The organism is Enterobacter sp. MGH 4 (genome assembly GCF_000534735.1).
Taxonomy (GTDB): Bacteria; Pseudomonadota; Gammaproteobacteria; order Enterobacterales; family Enterobacteriaceae; genus Enterobacter; species Enterobacter intestinihominis.
Genome location: NZ_KI973294.1, coordinates 432,999 through 455,037, shown reverse-complemented (window position 1 = coordinate 455,037; position 22,039 = coordinate 432,999). Strand labels below are relative to the sequence as shown.

The window sequence follows — 22,039 nt, the reverse complement described above, 5'->3', positions numbered from 1 at the left end:
CCCTCACCCTAACCCTCTCCCCAAAGGGGAGAGGGGATTGCACGGAGCCGTCTTTTCACCCTCGCCCCTTTGGGGAGAGGGCCGGGGTGAGGGGAGTTAAGTCGCACTACGCCGGTACATCCTTCTCGGATGCCCAATCTTCCCGTACAGCATCTCCACCGTCAGAAAACCCACCTCCACGCAGTGTTCCAGATAGCGCCGGGTGGTGGTTTTACTCAGTCCCGTCTCGCTCACCACCTCATCCACCGTAAAGCAGTGCGCCGCCTTGTTGTTAAACAACGTTTGCACCCGCGCCAGCGTGTTCTCCTCTATCCCTTTGCTGCCGTTGTCCAGTCGATAATTTTTCGCCTGTAGCTGATAGAGTGAATCCACGTTCTGTTGGTCGACAATCTTCCAGACGCGCTGCTGTTCGGCAAACTGCACAAAACGTTCCAGCGACTGGCTCAGGCGTTTCCAGGAAACCGGCTTGAGGATGTAGTCGAACGCGCCGTTACGAATGGCCTGGCTACAGGTGTCCATATCGCTGGCGGCGGTGATGAAAATCACCGAGCAGTTGGCGCGGGTGAGCATCGGGTTGCTGATAAGGGTGATGCCTTTGCCGTCCGGCAGATAGTTATCCAGCAGCATCAGCTTCGGCTGTTTGCTCTCCAGTTGTACCTGCGCGTCGGCCAGTGACGCGGCAATCCCCACCAGCCTCAGGCGCGGATGTTTACCGATAAGCTCCGCGTGCAGTTGCGCCAGTTCGTTCTCGTCTTCAACAATCAGTACGTCGATAAGTTCATGTTGCATAGTCGGTATCTTCCAGTTCCTGTACGGGGTGCCGGACCGTTCCCGTGGCGGGAATAAACAGTGAGAAAATGGCACCGCGTGGGGTGTTATCGGCAACTTCAATTGCACCGCCAGCCTGCGTGACGTAGCTTTCAATCAGATACAGGCCAATACCGTGATCGCCGCGCGTTTTGGTAGTGATGCCGCGCTCAAAGATCCGGTCGCGGATCTCCGGTGTGATGCCGACGCCCTGGTCGGCGACTTCAATAATCAGTTCCTGCTCGTTCAACTTTATTAGCACGTCTACCGGGGCATGCGGGAGCGGGGCGCGCTGGGTCGCTTCGATGGCGTTATCCAGCAAGTTCCCGATGATCGAGACTAGTTCCGATTCGAGCAGCGGCAGGAAGGGTTTGTCCACCCGGCAGGCCGGATCGAAGCTCAGCTCAACGCCTTTTTCACGCGCGCGGGCGGCCTTTCCAAGCAGCAAACCGCACAGCGTCGGGGAGCTAAAGCGGGACGAGATAAAGTCCAGCAGCTCCTGAGCGTGTTCCGACTGCGCCTGTATGTAGCGGATCGCCTCGTCATAACGGCCCATATGCAGCAGGCCGGACAGCGTGGTCATGCGGTTCAGCTGTTCATGGCGCATGATGCGCAGGTTATCAACATAGCGCTTCACCTGGCTGAGCTGGGCGCTGAGCGAGTCGATCTCGTTGCGATCGCGAAAGGTGATCACCCAACCCTGCAACGCATCTTCCAGCATGATCCGCACCCGGCTGGCAATGACCGTGAGATCGTTAAAGCGACAGATCTCATCGTGGGTGTCTTTCGCAAGCATGGTTTGCGCGTTAAAGAACGGGACGGGCGCAATCACCTGGCTGATGAGTTGACCCCGCAGTTCGCGGGCGGGCTGGCGTAAGCCTAATAATTTACGCGCCGCCTGGTTAATCACCTCAATGCGGAGATCGTCGTCGATGGCAATCACCCCTTCATAAATGGATTCCATCATCGCCTTTTGCTGACGCACCAGCAGGCCGATTTCGCGCGGCTCCAGAGAGAATATCTGCTTCTTGATGCTGCGGGTGAAGAACCAGGAGAAAATAAACAGGGCGATAAGCAGCAGCACGGCGGCAATCAGGATATTAACCACCTTGCTGACGGTGATGGTGTCCAGATAGCTTGTGAGATAGCCTACCGAAACAATCCCTACCACCTGCCCGGCATCATTAAAAATGGGCGCTTTGCTGCGCAGCGAAATGCCTAACCCGCCCTTGCGGATGGTGATGGTGCTTTTGCCGTGTAATACCTCGTCGTTGTCTCCGCCAACCAGCGTTTTGCCTACCCGGTCGGCAAACACGGAATGGAAAAGATGCAGCCCTTTATTGTCACCAATCACAATAAAACTGGCGTCGCTGCGGGCGGCTATTTTCTGCATAAAGTCATGGATGCCCTGGATATCCTTTTGTTCGACTTCTTTTCGCAGAGAAGGAATAAGCGCAATTTCTTCGGCCTGTATTTTTGCGCGCGCGCTCATTTCCTGATAAAGCTGCCTGCCGACATCGACATAATAATATCCGCCCAGTAATGCGAACAGCACTGAGAAAAAGGCGACCAGCGAAATAAACAGCTTGATCTGAAACGATACTTTCATAACTATCACGCGAGATATCAACAGGTCGGCTGAATATATCATCTTTTAAGGCCAGGATGCCCGCTTTGCCGAAAACTTGTGATCCCTTGCACAGCGCAGCCTGTAAAAGATTTTTCCGAAAGTCTCATCCTCTTAAGGTTAAATGAATAAATGTTATTTCTTTGTTCAGTTAAGAAAAGAAACCATAAAAACCACGGCAATAAATAAGGTGTAAATCACATTAAATAAAAGAAACCATTAAAACCATAGCGTCCATTAAAACTTCGCTTTTAATATGCCATCCCTCACATAAAGTAAGCCTTTGTGACTCTAAGCTGAACGCACAAAATAACTAAGGGGCTTATTATGAGCACAACTGACGATTCATTCTCTGTTACCCACGACCCGATTGATATTCAGCGGCCATCGCTCAAAGAGCGCTGGTGGCATATTATGGATACCTGGAAAATCGGCATTATTCCTCTGCCGCTGTTCGTTCTGGCGGGCGCGCTGATTGCGATTGATTGCCTGGGCGGAAAACTGCCGAGCGACATTGTGGTCATGGTGGCCACGCTGGCCTTCTTCGGCTTTGCCTGCGGTGAATTCGGCAAACGCCTGCCGATTGTCGGCAAGCTCGGTGCGGCGGCAATTTGCGCCACCTTTATCCCTTCCGCGCTGGTCTATTACGGCCTGCTGCCGGACGTGGTGGTTGAGTCCACGACCAAATTCTATAAATCCACCAATATTCTCTACCTCTATATCTGCTGCATTATCGTCGGCAGCATCATGAGTATGAACCGCACCGTGCTGATCCAGGGCTTCCTGCGCATCTTCTTCCCGATGCTGTGCGGTGAAATCGTCGGCATGATTGTCGGCATGGGTGTTGGGCTGGCGCTGGGCCTCGAGCCGTTCCAGATCTTCTTCTTTATCATTCTGCCGATCATGGCGGGCGGCGTCGGGGAAGGGGCGATCCCGCTCTCTATCGGCTATGCCACCCTGCTGCACATGGATCAGGGCGTGGCGCTCGGCCGCGTGCTGCCGATGGTAATGCTCGGCGGCCTGACGGCGATCATCATCTCCGGTTGCCTCAACCAGCTCGGTAAACGCTACCCGCACCTGACCGGTGAAGGCCAGCTGATGCCTAACCGCGCCAACGCCGATGCCACCGTCTCTCAACCCGCGTTCTCCGGCAAAGCGGATGTGACCACCATCGCCTCCGGCGCGCTGCTGGCGGTGCTGCTGTACATGCTGGGCATGCTCGGCCACAAGCTGATTGGTCTGCCAGCGCCGGTCGGTATGCTGTTTATGGCGGTGCTGGTGAAGCTCTGCAATGGCGCCTCTCCGCGTCTGCTGGAGGGTTCTCAGGTGGTGTACAAATTCTTCCAGACCTCCGTGACCTACCCGATTCTCTTCGCCGTTGGCGTGGCGATTACCCCATGGCATGAACTGGTGGCGGCGTTCACTGTCAGCAACCTGCTGGTGATTATCAGCACCGTTTCCGCGCTGGTGGCAACCGGATTCTTCGTTGGCAAAAAGATTGGTATGCACCCGATTGATGTCGCCATCGTCTCCTGCTGTCAGAGCGGGCAGGGCGGTACCGGTGACGTGGCGATCCTGACCGCAGGCAACCGCATGAGCCTGATGCCATTCGCCCAGATTGCTACCCGTATCGGCGGGGCGATTAACGTCTCTGTCTCACTGCTGATTCTGGGCAACTTCCTCGTTTAAGTTTTCAGGAAAGAACAATGAAACTCGCAAGCTTTTTATACCAGGGTAAACGCAGCTACGGCATCGTTCAGGCCGGGGGCGTGATTGATTTAGGCCGCCGCCTGGGCGACCGCTATGGCGACCTTAAAGCGCTGTTGCAGGGGAACGGGCTGGCGCAGGCCACCCGTTTTCTGAACGACGCGGTGGATGTACCGCTGAACGCCATCACCTTCTTACCGGTGATTGTCCAGCCGGAAAAAATTCTCTGCGTGGGCATGAACTATGCCGACAAGCGCAAGGAGTTTGATCAGCATAACCCGGCCCCGACCCTGTTTGTCCGCTTCCCGGATTCACAGACCGGCCACAACGAGCCGGTGCTGAAGCCGCGCCACTCCAGCGAGTTCGACTACGAAGGCGAGCTGGCGGTGATCATCGGCAAAGGCGGGGAGAACATCAGCCGCGACGACGCCCTGCGCCACGTGGCGGGCTACAGCTGCTACATGGACGGCTCCGCCCGCGACTGGCAGCACACCTGGTTCACCGCCGGGAAAAACTGGCGGCAGACCGGGGCGTTCGGCCCGTGGATGGCGACGGCGGATGAGATCCCGGACCCGCACAGCCTGGCGATCCGCACCTGGCTGAACGGCCGCATGGTGCAGGAGGACAACACCAGCAGCATGATCCACAAGGTGGCGGAGCTGATCGAGTACATCAGCACCTTCACCCGTCTCAGCCCGGGCGACGTGATCATCACCGGCTCGCCTGGCGGGGTGGGTAAAAAGCGCAACCCGCCACTGTTTATGAAGGAGGGGGATCGCATTGAGGTGGAAATCGAACATATCGGTCATCTGAGCAACGTGATCGTGGAAGCGCCAGCCGTCGGGCTCGCGGCAGCGCACTGAGTAAGGCGGCAGCATGCAATCGCAACCCATTGATTTTCGCCACACCGTTGTGGCGAAACACCCGGAACGCTTAAGCCAGATCCGCTACCTGCTGGCAGACAGCGGCCTTGGCCTGGACAACGACATCACGCTGTTTGTTGAAGCCTGGTCCGGCGTGCAGCTGGTGGGTTGCGCCGGGCTTGCTTCCAACGTCATCAAGTGCGTGGCGGTCAACGAGCAGCTTCGTGGGGAAAACCTCAGCGCGCGTCTGCTGGCAGAGGTGGAAAATGCGGCGCTGGAGCGCGGCCATTTTCACCTCTTCCTCTGCACCCGTCCGTGTAATAAGGAGCGCTTTGGCCGCAGCGGTTTCTGGCCGGTTGCCCAGAGCGGGAACAACGCGGTGCTAATGGAAAACACTCCGCAAGGGATCGTGCGCTACTGCCGATCCCTGCGCGCTAGCCGCAAGTGTGGGGAGAAGATTGGTGCCATCGTGATGAACGCCAACCCGTTCACCCTCGGTCACCGTCATCTGGTGGAGCAGGCGGCGGCGCAGTGCGATGCTCTGCATCTGTTCGTGGTGCGTGAAGACGCCTCGTTCTTCCCGTTCAGCGCGCGCCTTGAGATGGTGCGCGCGGGCGTGGCGCATCTGCCGAACGTGGTGGTGCATGAAGGCTCGCAGTACATCATCTCCCGCGCCACGTTTCCGGCCTACTTCCTGAAGGAGACCGGCAAAGTGCAGCAGGCGTGGAGCGAGATCGACGTGCTGATCTTCCGGGACTTTATCGCCCCGGCGCTGGGCATCACGCACCGTTTTATTGGTTCGGAACCGTTCTGCGATATCACCCGCCAGTACAACCAGACGCTGCACGACCTGCTGGCCTCGCACATCGACGTGGTGGAGATGCCGCGCATCAAAGCCACCGGCAACGCTATTTCGGCCTCGGAAGTGCGCCGTTTACTCAAGACACAGCAGTTTTCCCGGATCCGGGAGATTGTTCCGGACTCCACCTTCGCGCACCTCGACGCACATTATCGTGCGAGTGCGGAAGTCGCATAACTATCAGGAATTTATCATGAATATTGTAAGGGAGGCGCTGGCCGGAACGCAGGAGTCCAGCGACCTGATGGTGAAAATCGCCCCCGCTCACGGTGAGCTGGAGATTGTCATCCACAGTGAAGTGATTAAGCAGTTTGGCGAGCAAATACGCCAGGTGGTCAACGACACATTGCGCGCCATGAACGTGCACCAGGGATTAATCATTATTGAAGACAAAGGGGCGCTGGACTGTGTGATCCGCGCCCGCCTGCAAAGCGCGCTTCTGCGTGCCGCCGATGAACAGGCCATCAACTGGGGGGCGCTGAAATGAGCAAACTCCGCCGCAGTATGCTGTTCCTGCCGGGCGCCAATGCCGCCATGCTCTCCACCGCCTTTATCTACCGCCCCGACTCCATCATGTTTGACCTTGAGGACGCCGTGGCCCTGCGCGAGAAAGACACCGCACGCATGCTGGTGTTCCACGCGTTGCAGCACCCGATGTATCAGGATATCGAAACCGTGGTGCGTATTAACCCGCTGAGCACGCCGTTTGGCCTGCTGGATCTGGAGGCCGCCGTGCGCGCGGGCGTAGACGTGATTCGCCTGCCAAAAACCGACACCCCGGACGATATCTACGAGCTGGAAGGCCACCTCGAGCGCATTGAGCAGGAGTGCGGGCGTGAAGTAGGTTCCACCCGCGTGATGGCGGCGATTGAATCGGCCATTGGCGTCATCAACGCCGTGGCGATTGCCCGCAGCTCCCCGCGCCTGATCGGCATCGCGCTGGCCGCCTTTGACTATGTGATGGACATGCAGACCGAGCGCGGCGACGGCACCGAGCTGTTCTACGCCCGCTGCGCCGTGCTGCACGCCGCCCGCGCTGCGGGCATCGACGCCTTCGACGTGGTGTGGTCAGACGTTAATGACGAAGCCGGGTTCCTGCGCGAGGTCGATCTGATCCGCAAGATGGGCTTTAACGGCAAATCGCTGATTAACCCGCGCCAGATTGACCTGCTGCACAACGCCTACGCCCCGACACGGGAAGAGGTGGAGCACGCCAAACGGGTGATTGAAGCGGCAGAAGAGGGCGAGCGTAACGGCCTGGGCGTGGTCTCGCTCAACGGCAAAATGGTGGATGCACCGATTATTAACCACGCGCAGGTGGTGCTGGAGCGCGCGGCGGCCTCCGGCGTGCGTCGGTAAGGATGACATAATGAATCAGACAGAACTTCTCCATGTGAATTTCCCCCATCTGCGGGATCTGAAGCCTTTTGATACCGCCCACAGCGCGACGCCGTGGCTGGCGGACAGCGAGGCGAAACACAACCGTAAGCTTTGCGCCTCCCTCGAAGAAGCCGTCATGCGCAGCGGCTTGCAGGACGGGATGACCATCTCTTTCCACCATGCCTTTCGCGAAGGCGACCGGGTGATCAACACCGTTGTGGCGCTGCTGGCGCGGATGGGTTTTAAAAATTTGACCCTGGCCTCCAGCTCGCTGATGACCTGCAACGACGCGCTGATCGAGCATATTCAAAGCGGCGTGATCGCCCGAATTTACACCTCCGGTATGCGCGGCAGGCTGGCGGAGGCCATCTCCCACGGGCTGATGGACGAGCCGGTACAAATTCACTCCCACGGGGGGCGCGTGAAGCTGCTCCAGGATGGCGAGCTGAATATCGACGTGGCATTTCTCGGCGTGCCGTGCAGCGATGAGTTTGGCAACGCCAACGGCACGCAGGGCAAATCGTGCTGCGGTTCGCTGGGCTACGCCATGGTGGACGCACACTTTGCCCGTAAGGTGGTGCTGCTGACCGAAGAACTGGTGCCGTTCCCGAATATGCCCGCCAGCCTGGTGCAGGATCAGGTGGACTACATCGTGCATGTGGAGAGCGTGGGCGACCCGGCGAAAATCAGCGTCGGTGCGGCGCGCGTCACCAGCAACCCGCGCGAGCTGATGATTGCCCGCTATGCGGCGGACGTGATTGAGCACTCAGGCTATTTCAAACCAGGTTTCTCGATGCAGACCGGCTCCGGCGCGGCGGCCACCGCCTGCACCCGCTTTATGGAAGAGAAGATGGAGCGCAGCGGCGTGAAGGCGCGCTTCGCCCTTGGCGGTATCACCGGCAGCCTGGTGGATTTGCACGAGAAGGGGCTCATCGAAAAGCTGCTCGACACCCAGTGCTTTGACGGCCAGGCAGCGGCCTCGCTGGCGCGCAACCCGAACCATGTGGAGATCTCCACCAACGTCTACGCCAACCCCGGCAGCAAGGCGGCAAGCTGCGACCAGCTCGACGTGGTGATCCTCAGCGCGCTGGAAATCGACGTCGATTTTAACGTCAACGTCATCACCGGATCCGACGGCGTGATGCGCGGCGCATCCGGCGGGCACTGCGACGTGGCGTCGGCAGCCAACCTGACCATTGTGGTCGCGCCGCTGCTGCGAAGCCGCATCCCGACCGTTGTGAAGCGCGTTACCACGCACCTCACGCCGGGGGAGAGCATTGACGTGCTGGTCACCGACCACGGTATTGCGGTCAACCCGGCGCGCCCGGAGATCCGCGAACGACTCATGGAAACAGGCCTGAAGGTTGTAGATATCAACGCGCTCTATGAGCGGGCGATTTCCCTGACCGGCGTACCGAAACCGATTGAGTTCACCGACAAAATTGTCGGGGTGATCCGCTACCGCGACGGCAGCGTGATCGACACCGTTCGACAGGTAAAGGAGTGAATATGACTACTGCGACACCCGTGCGGACGGGTGTCAGCCTGGACGCGCTGCTGGCGGCGAAAGAGCGCCGCGCAGCCCGTCAGGCTGACTGGCTTACGCACCATCAACAACCGGTGATCTCCCTAACGCTGGTCACGCCCGGGCAAATCAAAGACAGCCTGCGCTATCGCAACACCATGGGCGTGGCGTTACAGATGTGTGACCAGCTGCTGTGGGAAAACCGCTGGCAGGTGCTGGACCGCCAGGTGCTCTGGCTACCCACCGGACCTGAAGCGCTGTGGTGCGTCGCGCATCCGGCGGCGGAAATTAAAGCGCACTGTGCTGAACTGGAGCAGACGCACCCGCTCGGCAGACTGTGGGATCTGGATGTGATCTGCCCTGAAAACGGCCACGTTGGCCGTCAGTCGTTGGGTTCACACCTCAGGCGCTGTCTGATTTGCGACGAGCCTGCCCACGCCTGTTCCCGTTCTCGGCACCATCCCGTTGAGCAGGTGGTTTCCCGCGTGGAGAAAATGATAGATGACTGGTTTGCTCGCGACTAAACCGCGCCCGGTTGATGTTCCTGCGCTTGCCGCAGAGGCGCTGTGGCAGGAGCTGGAGCTGACGCCCAAACCGGGGCTGGTGGACAGGCTCAATAACGGCTCCCATCGCGATATGGACCATACCTTATTCCTCCGCAGCATTGCGGCGATTACGCCGTGGTTTGCCCGTTTTGCGGAACTGGGTGAAGCACATGCGGCCAAACCTGCCGATCAGCAGTTGCGGATTATCCGCCCGATGGGAATGGCCTGTGAGCAGGCAATGTACGCCGCCACGGGCGGGGTGAACACGCACAAGGGCGGGATTTTTGCCCTTGGTTTGCTCTGCTTCGCCGCCGGACGTGTGAAAAATATCTCTGCGGATAGCCTCTGTTGTGAGGTAAGTAACATCTGTCGTGGGCTGGTGGCGCGGGAACTGGGCGGGCGCTGCGGGCAGGCAACGGCGGGAGAGCGACAGTTTCAACAGTACGGTTTAACCGGCGCGCGCGGTGAGGCAGAAAGCGGCTTCAGCACGGTGCGTAAGGCGCTGGCGCAGTGGAAGGGAAACACCCTTCATGACCTGTTATTGCGCCTGATGGCCATCAACCAGGACAGTAATCTCGTTTCGCGCGGCGGCACTGAAGGGCTGCGCTACGTCCAGGATTATGCACAGGAGCTGCTGGCGAACGGCTGGGATCAGGATGCGTTGCTTAGGATGGATAACGCGTTGATTGAACGAAACCTGAGTCCGGGCGGCAGCGCGGATTTGCTGTCGGTGGGGTGGATGCTGTCTGGAATAAAATAGCCGGGTGGCGCTAACGCTTACCCGGCCTACGATTTGCGGTTTGTAGGCCCGGTAAGGCGAAGCCGCCACCGGGCACAACAATCAATGCGCGATCGGCTGCGCACCGTGTGGTTCGCGTACGTGCTTGTACTTGAACAGCACGATGAACGCGAAGAACAGCACCAGTGAGTACCCGGCGAAGATCAGCCACACCGGCTGCCAGTTGGTGATGCCGTTGGTGGTATACATCTCAACCACTTTACCGCTCACCACGCCGCCCAGAATACAGCCGAAGCCGTTGGTCATCATCAGGAACATGCCCTGCGCGCTGGCGCGAATTTCAGGTTTCACCTCTTTTTCTACAAACACCGAGCCGGAGATGTTGAAGAAGTCGAAGGCGCAGCCGTAAACAATCATCGACAGAACCAGCAGCACGGTGCCGAACGCGCTTGGGTCGCCGTAGGCGAACAGACCGAAGCGCAACATCCAGGCAGCGATACTGATCAGCATGACGTTCTTGATGCCGTAGCGGCTCAGGAAGAACGGGATGGTCAGGATGAACAGCGTCTCAGAGATCTGCGAGATGGACATCATCACCGACGCGTGTTCAACGATAAAGCTCCCGGCAAACAGCGGATCGTTATCGAAGCTGTGCAGGAAGGTATTACCGAACATGTTGGTGATTTGCAGTTCCGCCCCCAGCAGCATGGAGAAAATAAAGAAGATCGCCATGCGCTTGTTTTTGAACAGGGCGAAGGCATCCAGGCCAAGCATGGTGCTCCAGCTCTGGTTTTTCTGCTGGTTAGAAACCGGAATGGTGGGCAGCGTCAGGGTGAACAGCGCCAGCAGCACGGAGAGCGCGGCACCAATATACAGCTGCATGTGGCTCAGCTCGAAGCCCGCGAAGCTCACGCCCCACATTGCCATGATAAAGCCGATGGTGCCCCAGATACGGATTGGCGGGAAGTCGGTGACGATATCCAGACCGGCAGATTTCAGGCGGTAGTAGGAGATGGTGTTGATCAGGCCAAGCGTTGGCATATACGCCAGCGAGTTAAGCAGGATCACCATAAACATCGCCCCCGGCGTGGTCACTTCGGCCGCCATAAACAGCGTCCCCGCACCCACCAGATGGCAAAGCATATACAGCCATTTCGCACTTAACCATTTATCCGCCACGATACCGAGCAGCGTTGGCATGAAAACAGCCGCAATACCCAGCGAGCTGTAGACGGCACCGATTGACGCACCATCGAACTTGAGCGTCACAAACATATAGGAGCCGAGTGTAGTCAGCCAGCTACCCCACAGGCAGAACTGCAGAAACGACAAGATTTTAAGCTGCAGCTTAAGGTTCATGTTACTTTCCTCACAAGTGAGCGGGAGATATGTTGTTATAGGAACATTCAGGGTTGTTATTTGATGCAATTCTATCAGTTGGCAACGATATGTTTTGTTACCTCCCGCAAAAAAATGCAATCCACATTAATTTGCAGTTTGGATTGTGATGCAAATAGCATTTTTGTATGGGTGGGATAAGATGGGTGCGGTCTGATGCCCCCTCACCCTAACCCTCTCCCCAAAGGGGAGAGGGAACTTGAACACCCTCTCCCCTTTGGGGAGAGGGTAGGGTGAGGGGGGGTGTTGGTTTCTAGCGACGACGATAGTTCTTCTGCGCCGTATTCACCTTATACAGATAGCGGCGGGATTCCGCAGACGGGTGGCGAGTGGTGAGGGTTGAGTAGACATCCCCCGGCGCCATGCTGTTGATGATGTTCGCGGCCTGAACTTTATCGTTCGAGAAGACGCGCAGGACGCTGCCCGCGCCGCCGTTGTAGGCGGTGATCACCGCATAGCGACGTGAAGTCGGGTTATCGATCCCGCCGAGATAGACATTGTTCAGCATCGCCAGATAGGCCGTGCCGGTATCAATGTTGCTTTGCGGATCGAACAGGTAGCTGCGGCTCGGCGTACCGGATTTCCCCTGCGCGCGGAACACGTCTTTACCGGCGCTGTGCTGCACAACCTGCATCAGCCCCAGCGCGTCGGAACGGCTCACCGCATACGGGTTGAACGAGGATTCGGTCTGCATAATCGCCAGGATCAGCGACTCATCCACGCCATACTTACGCGACGCCTGACGCACCATGCCCAGATACTTATGCGCACGCTTGTCGAGGTGGTTCGGCACCAGGTTGATCGTAACGCTATAGATCACCTTCAGGCCATTGGTGCGGCTTTTCAGGCGCGTTTGCAGCAAATAGTCTGCGAAGTTCGTCGCGCGACCTTCCCAGCGAATCGGCTGACCGGTCTGGTCAACGACCTGCCCATACAGGAACGGCTCTTTGGAGATAGTAATGTCATCGGCATCAGAGTAGAGATCGATAGAGCCCGGATCGTCGCCCATCAGCAGGGTTTTGATGATGGCCTGACGTAAATGCGCCGCAGGTTCAGTCCCCGCGATGGTTTCAATCGTAATCGTACCGTCATCAAAGTTGATGTGGCTACGGGTCTGATAGGCGTCGGTATACTTAACGTAGTCCTTCGGTCCGGCAATAAGAACTTCGTTAAATCCCCATATGTTCTCGATGTTATGGGCAAACTGCCCCATCAAAATGTCAAAACCGTTGGTGTCCTTAACCCAGGCTTCGTTATAGCTATCGCCCTTTTTGGAAGAACAAGACACAAGCAACGGCGCAACAAGTGCTAGCGCTAATAGTTTTTTCATCATTCCGGGAGTGCGTGTTGTGTTTGCTTTGAGGTTGCTGTTGCCGGGTGGCGCTGCGCTTACCCGGCCTACATAACCGTAGGCCCGTGCAAGCGCAGCGCCGCCGGGCAGCAGCCGCAGAGTATTATTTTTCCGGTGGCGTATAGCCTTCGATGTGGACGTCTTTACCCTCGAACAGGAAGTTCACCATCTCCTGCTCCAGCAGCTTGCGGTGTTCCGGGTTCATCATGCTGAGCTTTTTCTCGTTGATCAGCATGGTCTGTTTTTTCTGCCACTGTCCCCAGGCTTCTTTGGAGATCTCGTTGTAAATGCGTTTACCCAGGTCGCCCGGGTAGAGCTGGAAATCCTGGCCTTCAGCGTCGCGCTGCAGGAAAGTACAAAAAATGGTTCTGGCCATACTCATTCCTCTTTGTCTTGCCGATGCTAAACCATTGCACCGACACTTAATTGCTGTAACAGGCGCTCCACGGGAGCCGCCAGCCCGACTGATGGCGGTTGCGCTAAGTTATACCAGAGAGCGGTGCCTTCATCCATGCAGGAGGTGAATGAGGACACGGGAAGCCACATAGGCACAATATCCAGATGGAAATGGCTGAAGGTATGACGGAACGCGTTGAGTTGCGTCAGGGTATCGGCCGCAATGCCGCGCTGTTCAAGCCATGCCCGAAGCGAAGCTTCATCCTCAAACTGTGGGAAGCAGTATAGACCACCCCACAGGCCACTCGGCGGGCGCTGGGCGAGAAACACCTCGTCGCCATGCTGCATCAGCAGCATGTACCCGGTGCGTTCAGGCAGCGTCTGCTTCGGTTTTTTCCCCGGATACTGCGCCCAGGAGTGGTTCGCATAGGCCACGCAGAGGTTATTTACCGGGCAGAGTTCGCACTTCGGTTTTGAACGGGTGCAGACCATCGCGCCCAGATCCATCATCGCCTGGTTAAAACGCTCCACCCCTTTCGCCGGAGTGACCGCTTCACTGATCTCCCACAGGCGCTTCTCAACCTCTTTCTTGCCCGGCCAGCCTTCTACGGCGTAGCAGCGTGCCAGCACGCGCTTGACGTTGCCGTCGAGAATAGGGAAATGCTTGCCTAAAGACAGGGAAAGGATTGCGCCTGCGGTTGAACGCCCGACGCCGGGCAAATCCGCCACCTCGTCAAAGGTCTCCGGGAATTTACCGTTGTGGCGGGTGGCGACCTGCTGTGCGGCTTTGTGCAGGTTGCGCGCGCGGGCGTAATAGCCGAGGCCTGTCCACAGGTGCAGTACCTCGTCTAACGGCGCATTGGCCAGATCGGTGATTGTCGGGAAGCGCGCCATAAAACGCTCGAAATAAGGAATGACCGTCGCGACCTGCGTTTGTTGCAACATCACCTCGGAGAGCCATACTTTGTAAGGCGTTTTTTCAATTTGCCAGGGCAGGGTTTTACGCCCGTATTTGTCGTACCAGTCCAGCACCTGGGCTGAAAATTGAGAGGCTTGCATGGTCATCGATTCGCTTAATCAGGGAGGCAGATTGCAGCACAGCGTCAATCTGCTGTAAACCGGATCTTTCCCATGCTTGCATAGAAGCCTTAACTTTGGATAATGCCCGTTTCCCGTACACTCTCACAAGCAGACAACTCTTTTATGAAAAACGACGTCATTTCACCGGAATTTGATGAAAACGGTCGCCCGCTGCGCCGTATTCGCAGCTTTGTCCGCCGTCAGGGCCGCCTGACAAAAGGGCAGCAACACGCGCTGGACAACTACTGGCCGGTGATGGGCGTTGAGTTCAGCGAGCAGCCGCTCGACTTTACCGAGCTGTTTGGTCGCGATGCGCCAGTGACGCTGGAGATCGGTTTTGGCATGGGCACCTCGCTGGTCACTATGGCGAAAGCGCGCCCGGAGCAGAACTTCCTCGGTATTGAAGTGCACTCGCCAGGCGTCGGTGCGTGTCTGGCAACGGCCCACGAAGAGGGCGTTGAGAACCTGCGCGTTATGTGTCACGACGCGGTGGAAGTGCTGCATAAAATGATTCCTGACAATTCTTTGAACATGGTTCAGCTCTTTTTCCCTGACCCGTGGCACAAAGCGCGTCATAATAAACGCCGTATCGTTCAGGCGCCGTTTGCCGAGCTGGTGAAAAGTAAGCTTAAGCTGGGCGGCGTCTTCCACATGGCGACCGACTGGGAACCTTATGCGGAACACATGCTGGAAGTGATGTCGTCGCTGGACGGGTATAAAAACCAGTCTGAAAGCAACGACTACGTACCGCGTCCGGATTCACGTCCGGTGACAAAATTTGAACAGCGTGGCCATCGTCTTGGTCACGGCGTATGGGACTTAATGTTCGAGAGGGTAAAATAATGGCAAAGAATCGTAGCCGTCGTCTGCGTAAAAAGATGCACATCGAAGAATTCCAGGAAGTGGGTTTCTCCGTTGCCTGGCGTTTCCCGGAAGGCACCAGCGTTGAGCAGATCGATCAGGACGTTGATGCGTTCATCAACGAGGTGATCGAACCCAACAAGCTGGCCTTCGACGGTAGCGGCTATCTGGCGTGGGAAGGTCTGATTTGCACCCAGGAAGTGGGGAAATGCACCGAAGAACATCAGGCGCTGGTACGCAAATGGCTTGTAGACCACAAACTGGAAGATGTCCGCGTCAGCGAACTTTTCGACGTTTGGTGGGACTAATAAAGCAAGAACGGGGCCAGCATTAGCTGGCCCATTTTGTCTGAGGGAGTGTTGAAGATGCGTAAAACGTTGCTGGCGGTTGCTTTACTGGCAATCGGAACCACCGCCCATGCGGAGTATAAATGTAGCGTCACCCCGCGTGACGACGTGGTATTAAGCCCGCAAACCGTGCAGGTTAAGGGCGAGAATGGCAATCTGGTGATCACGCCGGATGGCAACGTGACGTTTAACGGCAAACAGCAAAACCTGACGGCCGCCCAGCGCGAGCAGGCGATGGACTACCAGGCCGAGTTGCGTACCGCGCTGCCATGGATAAACGATGGCGCGCTGACCCGCGTTGAGAAGGGCCGCGTGGCGCTGGATAAAATCATCACCAAAGAGGTGGGGGAGAGCAGCAATATGCGCACCCGCCTGACGAAGCTGGATAAACAGCTGAAAGAACAGATGAACCGCATTATTGAGACGCGCTCTGATGGCCTGACGTTCCACTATAAGGCGATCGATCAGGTGCGAGCCGACGGTCAGCAGCTGGTGAACCAGGCGATGGGCGGCATTCTCCAGGACAGCATCAACGAGATGGGCGCCAAAGCGGTGCTGAAAGGCGGCGGTAATCCGTTGCAGGGTGTACTGGGTAGCCTGGGCGGACTGCAAACCTCGATTCAGAACGAGTGGAAGAATCAGGAAGCCGATTTCCAGCAGTTCGGCAAAGACGTGTGTAAACGCGTGGTGTCCCTGGAAGACAGCCGGAAGGCGCTGGTGGGGACGCTGAAGTAATTTACTTCACCCCTCACCCTAACCCTCTCCCCAAAGGGGCGAGGGGATGGTTTGCTCCCTCTCCCTTTCAGGGAGAGGGCCGGGGTGAGGGTTGCAGCATTTGCAGTGTTTCAAGGATCTTTTCTAACACCACCTCTTCGTTATCCCAGAGTTCGTTGTTCCAGAAACGAATGACGTACCAGCCCTTTCGATTTAGCCAGAGCGTCCTTTGACGATCGTATTCCTGATTCTCATCATGTTGCCCGCCATCCAGCTCAACAGCCAGACGAGCCGCGCAGCAGGCGAAATCCAGAATGTAATTACCTACCGGATGCTGTCGACGAAATTTATAATTTTCGAAACGGCGGCTGCGCAGTAGATACCAAAGCCGCCTTTCTTCTTTTGTCAGCTCACGTCTGAGCTGTTTTGCATAAGAACGAGTAATTTCCATCCCCACACTCTGCCAGCCTTTCCCTCAACCAGCAGAACGGGATGTAAAATCCTGAATCAGCCTTCAGGATTTTCAGCGAGGAACAGCTCAAGAAGGGAGTTTAGGAACAGCTTACCGTGCTCGGTGATCTGCCAGTACTCATCACACTCGGTCAGATACCCCTGCGCCAGCGCCTCGTCAATCTGCGGACGAATCACCGACTCTGACAACCCGGTGTAGAGCGCAAACTCCGCGCGCGGTGCGGCTTCCAGCAGACGGAAGCGGTTCATAAAGAACTCAAACGGCTTATCCACCGCCTCGACGTCATGCTGACGCTCCAGGTAGCGGCCTTCCATAAACCCGCGCGGATGACGCGTTTTTGCAGTGCGCAGAATGCGCCCGTCCGGGAAGGTCACTTTGCCGTGTGCCCCGCAGCCAATCCCCAGATAATCACCAAAGCGCCAGTAGTTCAGGTTGTGCTGACACTGATAGCCCGGCTTCGCATACGCCGAGGTTTCGTATTGCTGATACCCCGCCGCGGTCAAAAGCTGGTGGCCCTGCTCGAAGATATCCCACAGCGCGTCATCGTCCGGCAGCACCGGAGGACGGGAACCAAACAGGGTGTTCGGTTCAATGGTCAACTGATACCACGACAGATGCGGCGGGTTCAGTTCAATTGCCTGACGCAAATCGTCCAGCGCTTCTTCCAGCGACTGATCCGGCAGGCCGTGCATCAAATCGAGGTTAAAACTGCGCAGCCCAAGCCCCGTTGCCAGGTTCGCCGCGCGCTTTGCCTCTTCCGGGCCATGAATGCGCCCCAGGCGCTTCAGCTTTGGCTCGCTAAAGCTCTGCACGCCGATGGAGATACGGTTCACGCCCGCGCGCTGATACTCGACAAAACGGTCGGCCTCAACGGTGCCCGGGTTGGCTTCCATCGTAATTTCAGCATCCGCTGCCAGGTTCAGGCGTGCGCGCACACCGTCCAGCAGCTTCTGCATCGCCGGGCCTGAAAGCAGGCTCGGCGTACCGCCACCAATAAAAATGGTCTTCACTTCACGTCCCTGTGCGTACGGTACATCGGCATCCAGATCGGCCAGCAGATGCGCGACGTAATCATCGTGCGGCACTTCGCCCTTCAGCGCGTGCGAGTTGAAATCGCAGTACGGGCATTTCTGCACGCACCATGGGATGTGAATATAAAGACTCAGAGGTGGCAAATTAGCCATTACGCAGTGCTTCCAGTAACAGTTTCAGGGCGCGTCCACGGTGGGAGATCGCGCTTTTCTCTTCGCGGGTGAGTTCCGCAGCGGTTTTGCCCTCGGTCGGGACAAAGAAAATCGGGTCGTAACCAAAGCCGCCGTTGCCCGCCGCTTCACGGGTGATCACGCCCGGCCAGCTGCCGTGACAGACAATCGGCGTGGGATCTTCCGCGTGACGCATGTAGACCAGCACGCAGTGGAATTGCGCGGTACGCTGTTCGTCAGGGACGTCGTTCAGGGCCACAAGCAGCTTTTCCAGGTTCTGCTGGTCGGTGGCGTCCACCCCGGAATAGCGGGCGGAGTAAATCCCCGGCGCACCGCCCAGAAAATCCACGGCCAGACCGGAGTCATCGGCAATCGCGGGCAGCCCGGTGATCTGCGCCGCATGGCGCGCTTTCAGAATGGCGTTTTCGATAAACGTCAGGCCGGTCTCTTCGGCGGGGTCCACGCCCAGCTCGGTCTGAGCCACCACGTCCAGCCCAAAATCATGTAATAGCGAGGCCAGCTCGCGCACTTTACCGGCATTACCGGTGGCGAGAACAACTTTCTGCATGGTTTAGTCCTGTTTTGTCAGAGCCGCGACTTCCGTCGGGATAGATTGCGGGTTAAGGATTTTTACCTGTTTATGCCGGCCAAGTTCACCTTTCTCAATGATGACCTGGCTTTTAGCGACGCGAAACTGTTTTGCCAGATATTTGGTCAGATGCGCATTCGCCTGGCCGTCAACGGGCGGGGCAGTGATGGCGACTTTTAGCTCGTCGCCATGCAGCCCAACAATGCTGTCGCGGCTGGCTTTCGGCTGAATGTACAGCCGTAAAACCAGCCCGTCGGCGCAGGGGCTAACTGCACTCATAACGCCATCCACAGCCCCGGCAGCAGCATATTACCCGTCGCCTGTAACAGTTCCGCGATACCCATATTCAGCACGTACAGCAGCAAAACGAGAAGCATCGGGGAGAAGTCGATTCCGCCCATCGCAGGCAGCAGGCTACGGATCGGACGCAGCAATGGTTCAGTCAGCTGAATCAACGCGTACTCCACCGGGCTACGGCCCCGGCTTACCCAGCTCATAATCGCCATCACCAGCAGGACCCAGAAGATCAGCGAGCCGACGGTTTTAACCAGGATCAGAACGGCTGAAATCCAGATAATCGGCTGGAAAGTGATGACCATAAACAGCACGATCGCTTTGATAACGCTCAGAATAAACGCCATCAGCAGAGATGAACTGTCAATCGGCCCCATTGCCGGAATGATGCGGCGAAGCGGCCCCACAATGGGCTGCGTGATTTTCACGATAAATTGTGAGAATGGATTGTAAAAATCACAACGGGCCCACTGCATCCAGACGCGCAGTAGCAGCGCCATCGTATACAGTTCAATGACCGTTGAAAGCAGGAAAGTCAACGTCTTCATGGCGTTCCTCAGGTTTCCTTATTATTGGGTGTAATCGCGCGCACCGAAAATTGCTGTGCCGATGCGCACCATGGTGCTGCCTGCCGCGATGGCGGCTTCCATATCGTCCGACATGCCCAGAGAAAGCGTGTCTACCGTGTCATAGCGCGCTTTAAGCGCCTCAAATGCTACAGCCATTTGCTGTGCTACGGCAAACTGCCTTTCATAACTTGACTCTGGTGCCGGAATGGCCATCAGTCCGCGCAGGGTTAAGCGCGGCAGCGCCGCCACGTCCGCCGCCAGCGCATCCAGTTCGCTCAGCGTAATGCCGGACTTGCTGTTTTCATCACTGATGTTGATTTGAATCAGCACGTTAAGCGCTGGCATCTCCATAGGGCGCTGGTCGCTCAAACGGGTAGCGATACGCAGACGATCGATGGTGTGACACCAGTCGAAGTGCTCTGCTACCAGACGGCTTTTGTTCGACTGTAGCGGACCGATAAAGTGCCACTGCAGGTCTGTATTTCCCCGCTCCCGGAAAGCGCGAATCTTATCTACGCCTTCCTGCACATAGTTTTCACCAAAGGCACGATGACCGGCGGCTATCGCTTCTGCGATGGCGCTCGCAGGCTTGGTTTTGCTGACTGCAAGCAACGTAATTTCTTCTGAAGCACGGCCGCAACGCGTTGCCGCGGCTGAGATTTTGTCCCGGACCTGTGCCAGGTTATGCGCAATGTCGTTCATTTTCCGAGGAGTTGTCTATGGATGTGGAAGAAATTGTGGCCCTTAGTGTAAAGCATAACGTCTCCGATCTACACCTGTGCAGTGATTCACCACCGCGCTGGCGCAGGTCAGGCCGTCTTGAACCTGCGCCGTTTCCGCCCCCCGATGTGGAGGCGTTATTAAAAGCGTGGTTCAATGACGAACAGCAGGGCGCCTGGTGGGCAAACGGGCAGGTAGATTTTGCCGTTACCCTCACAGGCGGTCAGCGGCTGCGCGGCAGTGCGTTTAAGCATATGCACGGCGTTTCGATCGCGCTACGCCTGTTGCCGCTAACGTGTCCGCAGCTCTCTGCGTTAGGCGTGCCGCGCGCGATCCCGGAGCTTTTGTCCAATGACAATGGCCTGATTCTGGTCACCGGCGCCACCGGCAGCGGGAAATCGACCACCCTGGCCGCGATGGTCGATTTTCTCAATCACCATACGGACGGGCACATTCTGACCCTGGAAGATCCGGTGGAGTTTATGTACCAGAGTGAACGTTGCCTCATCCGGCAGCGGGAGATAGGCCAGCATAGCCCGTCCTTTGCCGAGGCCCTGCGCAGTGCGCTGCGTGAAGATCCGGATGTGATTCTGCTTGGTGAGCTGCGCGACAGCGAGACGATACGCCTGGCGCTGACGGCGGCTGAGACTGGCCATCTGGTGTTGGCCACGCTGCACACGCGCGGTGCGGCGCAGGCGATCGAGCGCCTGGTCGATACCTTCCCGGCGCAGGAGAAAGATCCGGTTCGTAATCAGCTGGCGGGAAGCCTGCGTGCGGTACTGGCGCAGAAGCTGCGTCAGGATGTCCAGGGCGGGCGCGTGGCGCTGTATGAGCTACTGGTGAATACGTCGGCGGCGGCAAACCTGATCCGCGAAGGTAAAACCTGGCAACTGCCGGGCATTATTCAAACGGGGCAGCAGGCGGGGATGCAGAACTTTGAGCAGAGTCTGGCGGAGCGACGGGCGCAGGGGCGGCTGTAGGCCCCGGCGCTCAGTAACCCTGTTCGAAATAGCTTTCGAGGATAATGACGGCTGAAGCTGAATCCACGCTGCCTTTGTTCAACGCCCGGAAGCCACCGTGCTCGAACAGGCCAGCGCGTGCCTCGACGGTGCTCAAACGTTCATCGTGCAGCTTAACGGAGACACCAAAGCGGCCATGAATTTTGTTCGCGAACTTGCGCGCGCGGGCGGTAAGCGGCTGCTCGGTGCCGTCCATGTTCAACGGCAGACCGACAATCACGTCGTCCGGCTGCCACTCTTTGAGCAAGCGCTCAATAAGGTTCCAGTCCGGCGTGCCGTCGTTAGCTTTCAGCGCCGTGAGCGGGCGGGCGGTGCCGGTGATCCGTTGACCCACAGCGACGCCGATGCTTTTGGTGCCGAAGTCAAAGGCGAGAAGGGTGCCGCTCATTACGCGTGCCCCGCAACGCCAGGCATGGTCAGAATATCAATGCCAATCAGTTTTGCCGCGTCACGCCAGCGATCGGCGATAGGGGTTTTAAACAGGATATTCATATCCGCAGGGGCCGTCAGCCAGGCGTTGTCCAGAATTTCTTGTTCCAGCTGCCCTTTTTCCCAGGAAGCGTAGCCGAGCGCAACCAGCACCTCAGAAGGCTGATTTGCCGTGCCCAGTGTTTCGAGCACATCGCGAGAGGTGGTGACGACGGTGTTATCGGAGATACGAATGCTGGACGAGAAAACCGGCGGGGTATGCAGGATAAAGCCACGATCTTCTGCAAGCGGTCCGCCGAGCATCACCGGTTTATCAAGACGGATTTCCGGCAGCCGCGCTTCAGCAGGGATTTTCAGCTTGTCCAGAATGCCTTCAACCTGAAGGTTTTCCAGCGGCTTATTGATGATAATCCCCATTGCGCCGTCTTCGTTGTATTCGCAAATATAGACCACGGCCCGGCGGAAAATCGGATCCTGGAGAGCAGGCATGGCAATAAGAAAGTGATGCTGTAAATTCATTGTCAGAGGTACTGTTTCCTGGTTTAA

Annotated in this window: 26 protein-coding genes; 12 read left to right on the top strand and 14 right to left on the bottom strand. The window is 57.3% G+C overall.

Annotated elements, in window-relative coordinates; all coding sequences use genetic code 11:
* Positions 1-96 precede the first annotated feature (96 nt).
* Together L350_RS06090 and L350_RS06095 are read right to left on the bottom strand one after the other, a co-directional pair.
* Positions 97-789 (bottom strand): response regulator, encoded by a 693-nt coding sequence (locus L350_RS06090; protein WP_022649373.1) that lies wholly within the window; start codon positions 787-789, stop codon positions 97-99.
* On the bottom strand, positions 779-2,416 hold the full coding sequence (locus tag L350_RS06095; protein WP_022649372.1) for an ATP-binding protein: 1,638 nt from the start codon (positions 2,414-2,416) through the stop codon (positions 779-781). Before L350_RS06095 ends, L350_RS06090 begins: the two co-directional genes overlap by 11 nt.
* A 345-nt stretch (positions 2,417-2,761) precedes the next feature.
* On the opposite strand from L350_RS06095, the gene L350_RS06100 reads away from it, so the two are divergent.
* The 8 genes from L350_RS06100 to citG are packed head-to-tail and all read left to right on the top strand — an operon-like array spanning position 2,762 to position 10,073.
* The gene (locus tag L350_RS06100) at positions 2,762-4,123 is read left to right on the top strand and encodes a 2-hydroxycarboxylate transporter family protein (protein ID WP_022649371.1); all 1,362 of its coding nucleotides are present in this window, start codon (positions 2,762-2,764) and stop codon (positions 4,121-4,123) included.
* Positions 4,124-4,140: 17 nt separating this feature from the next.
* Positions 4,141-5,004 (top strand): fumarylacetoacetate hydrolase family protein, encoded by an 864-nt coding sequence (locus L350_RS06105; RefSeq protein WP_023298578.1) that lies wholly within the window; start codon positions 4,141-4,143, stop codon positions 5,002-5,004.
* Between the two features lie 13 nt (positions 5,005-5,017).
* Positions 5,018-6,040, top strand: a complete 1,023-nt coding sequence (gene citC, locus L350_RS06110) for a [citrate (pro-3S)-lyase] ligase (protein WP_032626188.1) — start codon at positions 5,018-5,020, stop codon at positions 6,038-6,040.
* A 16-nt stretch (positions 6,041-6,056) separates the two neighbouring features.
* A complete protein-coding gene (citD, locus tag L350_RS06115) occupies positions 6,057-6,350 on the top strand; it encodes a citrate lyase acyl carrier protein (protein WP_017382935.1) in 294 nt (97 codons plus the stop codon).
* Complete coding sequence (citE, locus tag L350_RS06120; protein WP_032626185.1) at positions 6,347-7,222, top strand: citrate (pro-3S)-lyase subunit beta; 876 nt, start codon at positions 6,347-6,349, stop codon at positions 7,220-7,222. Before citD ends, citE begins: the two co-directional genes overlap by 4 nt.
* 10 nt (positions 7,223-7,232) lie before the next feature.
* Complete coding sequence (gene citF, locus L350_RS06125) at positions 7,233-8,750, top strand: citrate lyase subunit alpha (RefSeq protein WP_032626183.1); 1,518 nt, start codon at positions 7,233-7,235, stop codon at positions 8,748-8,750.
* Positions 8,751-8,752: 2 nt separating this feature from the next.
* On the top strand, positions 8,753-9,292 hold the full coding sequence (gene citX / locus L350_RS06130; protein ID WP_023298574.1) for a citrate lyase holo-[acyl-carrier protein] synthase: 540 nt from the start codon (positions 8,753-8,755) through the stop codon (positions 9,290-9,292).
* Positions 9,270-10,073 carry a triphosphoribosyl-dephospho-CoA synthase CitG gene (citG, locus tag L350_RS06135; RefSeq protein ID WP_032626181.1) on the top strand — a complete coding sequence of 268 codons (804 nt, stop codon included), beginning with the start codon at positions 9,270-9,272 and terminating at the stop codon, positions 10,071-10,073. The genes citX and citG overlap by 23 nt, the downstream gene beginning before the upstream one ends.
* An 81-nt stretch (positions 10,074-10,154) precedes the next feature.
* Here citG and L350_RS06140 read toward each other — a convergent pair whose 3' ends face one another.
* The 4 genes from L350_RS06140 to mutY all read right to left on the bottom strand — a co-directional run bounded on the left by L350_RS06140 (position 10,155) and on the right by mutY (position 14,256).
* Positions 10,155-11,411 (bottom strand): nucleoside permease, encoded by a 1,257-nt coding sequence (locus tag L350_RS06140; protein WP_022649364.1) that lies wholly within the window; start codon positions 11,409-11,411, stop codon positions 10,155-10,157.
* Between the two features lie 292 nt (positions 11,412-11,703).
* Positions 11,704-12,780, bottom strand: coding sequence for a membrane-bound lytic murein transglycosylase MltC (mltC, locus tag L350_RS06145; protein WP_032621902.1), 1,077 nt, complete (start codon positions 12,778-12,780; stop codon positions 11,704-11,706).
* Positions 12,781-12,904: 124 nt separating this feature from the next.
* Positions 12,905-13,177 (bottom strand): oxidative damage protection protein, encoded by a 273-nt coding sequence (locus tag L350_RS06150; RefSeq protein WP_003862425.1) that lies wholly within the window; start codon positions 13,175-13,177, stop codon positions 12,905-12,907.
* 26 nt (positions 13,178-13,203) lie between these two features.
* On the bottom strand, positions 13,204-14,256 hold the full coding sequence (gene mutY / locus L350_RS06155) for an A/G-specific adenine glycosylase (protein WP_186004938.1): 1,053 nt from the start codon (positions 14,254-14,256) through the stop codon (positions 13,204-13,206).
* Between the two features lie 144 nt (positions 14,257-14,400).
* On the opposite strand from mutY, the gene trmB reads away from it, so the two are divergent.
* The 3 genes from trmB to L350_RS06170 are packed head-to-tail and all read left to right on the top strand — an operon-like array spanning position 14,401 to position 16,220.
* Positions 14,401-15,120, top strand: coding sequence for a tRNA (guanosine(46)-N7)-methyltransferase TrmB (gene trmB / locus L350_RS06160; RefSeq protein WP_022649361.1), 720 nt, complete (start codon positions 14,401-14,403; stop codon positions 15,118-15,120).
* Entirely contained in the window at positions 15,120-15,446 is a 327-nt protein-coding gene (locus tag L350_RS06165) for a YggL family protein (RefSeq protein WP_032626176.1), read from the top strand. The genes trmB and L350_RS06165 overlap by 1 nt, the downstream gene beginning before the upstream one ends.
* 57 nt (positions 15,447-15,503) lie before the next feature.
* A complete protein-coding gene (locus L350_RS06170) occupies positions 15,504-16,220 on the top strand; it encodes a YggN family protein (RefSeq protein ID WP_022649360.1) in 717 nt (238 codons plus the stop codon).
* 67 nt (positions 16,221-16,287) lie between these two features.
* Here L350_RS06170 and L350_RS06175 read toward each other — a convergent pair whose 3' ends face one another.
* The 6 genes from L350_RS06175 to L350_RS06200 are packed head-to-tail and all read right to left on the bottom strand — an operon-like array spanning position 16,288 to position 20,027.
* Complete coding sequence (locus tag L350_RS06175) at positions 16,288-16,650, bottom strand: endonuclease domain-containing protein (protein WP_023306916.1); 363 nt, start codon at positions 16,648-16,650, stop codon at positions 16,288-16,290.
* 56 nt (positions 16,651-16,706) lie between these two features.
* Positions 16,707-17,855: a radical SAM family heme chaperone HemW gene (hemW, locus tag L350_RS06180; RefSeq protein WP_032626172.1), complete on the bottom strand. Its 1,149-nt coding sequence runs from the start codon at positions 17,853-17,855 to the stop codon at positions 16,707-16,709.
* Positions 17,848-18,441 (bottom strand): XTP/dITP diphosphatase, encoded by a 594-nt coding sequence (locus L350_RS06185; RefSeq protein ID WP_032626170.1) that lies wholly within the window; start codon positions 18,439-18,441, stop codon positions 17,848-17,850. Before L350_RS06185 ends, hemW begins: the two co-directional genes overlap by 8 nt.
* 3 nt (positions 18,442-18,444) lie before the next feature.
* Positions 18,445-18,741 (bottom strand): DUF167 family protein YggU, encoded by a 297-nt coding sequence (gene yggU, locus L350_RS06190; RefSeq protein WP_022649356.1) that lies wholly within the window; start codon positions 18,739-18,741, stop codon positions 18,445-18,447.
* Positions 18,738-19,304: a YggT family protein gene (locus L350_RS06195; protein ID WP_003860024.1), complete on the bottom strand. Its 567-nt coding sequence runs from the start codon at positions 19,302-19,304 to the stop codon at positions 18,738-18,740. The genes yggU and L350_RS06195 overlap by 4 nt, the downstream gene beginning before the upstream one ends.
* Positions 19,305-19,325: 21 nt before the next feature.
* A complete protein-coding gene (locus L350_RS06200) occupies positions 19,326-20,027 on the bottom strand; it encodes a YggS family pyridoxal phosphate-dependent enzyme (RefSeq protein ID WP_023298569.1) in 702 nt (233 codons plus the stop codon).
* 17 nt (positions 20,028-20,044) lie between these two features.
* Between L350_RS06200 and L350_RS06205 the strand changes: the two genes are divergently transcribed.
* Positions 20,045-21,025: a type IV pilus twitching motility protein PilT gene (locus L350_RS06205; protein ID WP_032626167.1), complete on the top strand. Its 981-nt coding sequence runs from the start codon at positions 20,045-20,047 to the stop codon at positions 21,023-21,025.
* A 10-nt stretch (positions 21,026-21,035) separates the two neighbouring features.
* Here the strand turns inward: L350_RS06205 and ruvX are convergent, their stop codons facing one another.
* Both ruvX and L350_RS06215 read right to left on the bottom strand, forming a co-directional pair.
* Entirely contained in the window at positions 21,036-21,452 is a 417-nt protein-coding gene (gene ruvX, locus L350_RS06210) for a Holliday junction resolvase RuvX (RefSeq protein ID WP_006811925.1), read from the bottom strand.
* Positions 21,452-22,012 carry a YqgE/AlgH family protein gene (locus tag L350_RS06215; protein ID WP_022649353.1) on the bottom strand — a complete coding sequence of 187 codons (561 nt, stop codon included), beginning with the start codon at positions 22,010-22,012 and terminating at the stop codon, positions 21,452-21,454. The genes ruvX and L350_RS06215 overlap by 1 nt, the downstream gene beginning before the upstream one ends.
* Between the last annotated feature and the right edge of the window lie 27 nt (positions 22,013-22,039).

Excerpts from the sequence above, each read along its gene's own strand:
- L350_RS06090 (WP_022649373.1), bottom strand. The coding sequence starts at position 789 with ATGCAACATGAACTTATCGACGTACTGATTGTTGAAGACGAGAACGAA.
- L350_RS06095 (WP_022649372.1), bottom strand. The coding sequence starts at position 2,416 with ATGAAAGTATCGTTTCAGATCAAGCTGTTTATTTCGCTGGTCGCCTTT.
- L350_RS06100 (WP_022649371.1), top strand. The coding sequence starts at position 2,762 with ATGAGCACAACTGACGATTCATTCTCTGTTACCCACGACCCGATTGAT.
- L350_RS06105 (WP_023298578.1), top strand. The coding sequence starts at position 4,141 with ATGAAACTCGCAAGCTTTTTATACCAGGGTAAACGCAGCTACGGCATC.
- citC (WP_032626188.1), top strand. The coding sequence starts at position 5,018 with ATGCAATCGCAACCCATTGATTTTCGCCACACCGTTGTGGCGAAACAC.
- citD (WP_017382935.1), top strand. The coding sequence starts at position 6,057 with ATGAATATTGTAAGGGAGGCGCTGGCCGGAACGCAGGAGTCCAGCGAC.
- citE (WP_032626185.1), top strand. The coding sequence starts at position 6,347 with ATGAGCAAACTCCGCCGCAGTATGCTGTTCCTGCCGGGCGCCAATGCC.
- citF (WP_032626183.1), top strand. The coding sequence starts at position 7,233 with ATGAATCAGACAGAACTTCTCCATGTGAATTTCCCCCATCTGCGGGAT.
- citX (WP_023298574.1), top strand. The coding sequence starts at position 8,753 with ATGACTACTGCGACACCCGTGCGGACGGGTGTCAGCCTGGACGCGCTG.
- citG (WP_032626181.1), top strand. The coding sequence starts at position 9,270 with ATGACTGGTTTGCTCGCGACTAAACCGCGCCCGGTTGATGTTCCTGCG.
- L350_RS06140 (WP_022649364.1), bottom strand. The coding sequence starts at position 11,411 with ATGAACCTTAAGCTGCAGCTTAAAATCTTGTCGTTTCTGCAGTTCTGC.
- mltC (WP_032621902.1), bottom strand. The coding sequence starts at position 12,780 with ATGAAAAAACTATTAGCGCTAGCACTTGTTGCGCCGTTGCTTGTGTCT.
- L350_RS06150 (WP_003862425.1), bottom strand. The coding sequence starts at position 13,177 with ATGGCCAGAACCATTTTTTGTACTTTCCTGCAGCGCGACGCTGAAGGC.
- mutY (WP_186004938.1), bottom strand. The coding sequence starts at position 14,256 with ATGCAAGCCTCTCAATTTTCAGCCCAGGTGCTGGACTGGTACGACAAA.
- trmB (WP_022649361.1), top strand. The coding sequence starts at position 14,401 with ATGAAAAACGACGTCATTTCACCGGAATTTGATGAAAACGGTCGCCCG.
- L350_RS06165 (WP_032626176.1), top strand. The coding sequence starts at position 15,120 with ATGGCAAAGAATCGTAGCCGTCGTCTGCGTAAAAAGATGCACATCGAA.
- L350_RS06170 (WP_022649360.1), top strand. The coding sequence starts at position 15,504 with ATGCGTAAAACGTTGCTGGCGGTTGCTTTACTGGCAATCGGAACCACC.
- L350_RS06175 (WP_023306916.1), bottom strand. The coding sequence starts at position 16,650 with ATGGAAATTACTCGTTCTTATGCAAAACAGCTCAGACGTGAGCTGACA.
- hemW (WP_032626172.1), bottom strand. The coding sequence starts at position 17,855 with ATGGCTAATTTGCCACCTCTGAGTCTTTATATTCACATCCCATGGTGC.
- L350_RS06185 (WP_032626170.1), bottom strand. The coding sequence starts at position 18,441 with ATGCAGAAAGTTGTTCTCGCCACCGGTAATGCCGGTAAAGTGCGCGAG.
- yggU (WP_022649356.1), bottom strand. The coding sequence starts at position 18,741 with ATGAGTGCAGTTAGCCCCTGCGCCGACGGGCTGGTTTTACGGCTGTAC.
- L350_RS06195 (WP_003860024.1), bottom strand. The coding sequence starts at position 19,304 with ATGAAGACGTTGACTTTCCTGCTTTCAACGGTCATTGAACTGTATACG.
- L350_RS06200 (WP_023298569.1), bottom strand. The coding sequence starts at position 20,027 with ATGAACGACATTGCGCATAACCTGGCACAGGTCCGGGACAAAATCTCA.
- L350_RS06205 (WP_032626167.1), top strand. The coding sequence starts at position 20,045 with ATGGATGTGGAAGAAATTGTGGCCCTTAGTGTAAAGCATAACGTCTCC.
- ruvX (WP_006811925.1), bottom strand. The coding sequence starts at position 21,452 with ATGAGCGGCACCCTTCTCGCCTTTGACTTCGGCACCAAAAGCATCGGC.
- L350_RS06215 (WP_022649353.1), bottom strand. The coding sequence starts at position 22,012 with ATGAATTTACAGCATCACTTTCTTATTGCCATGCCTGCTCTCCAGGAT.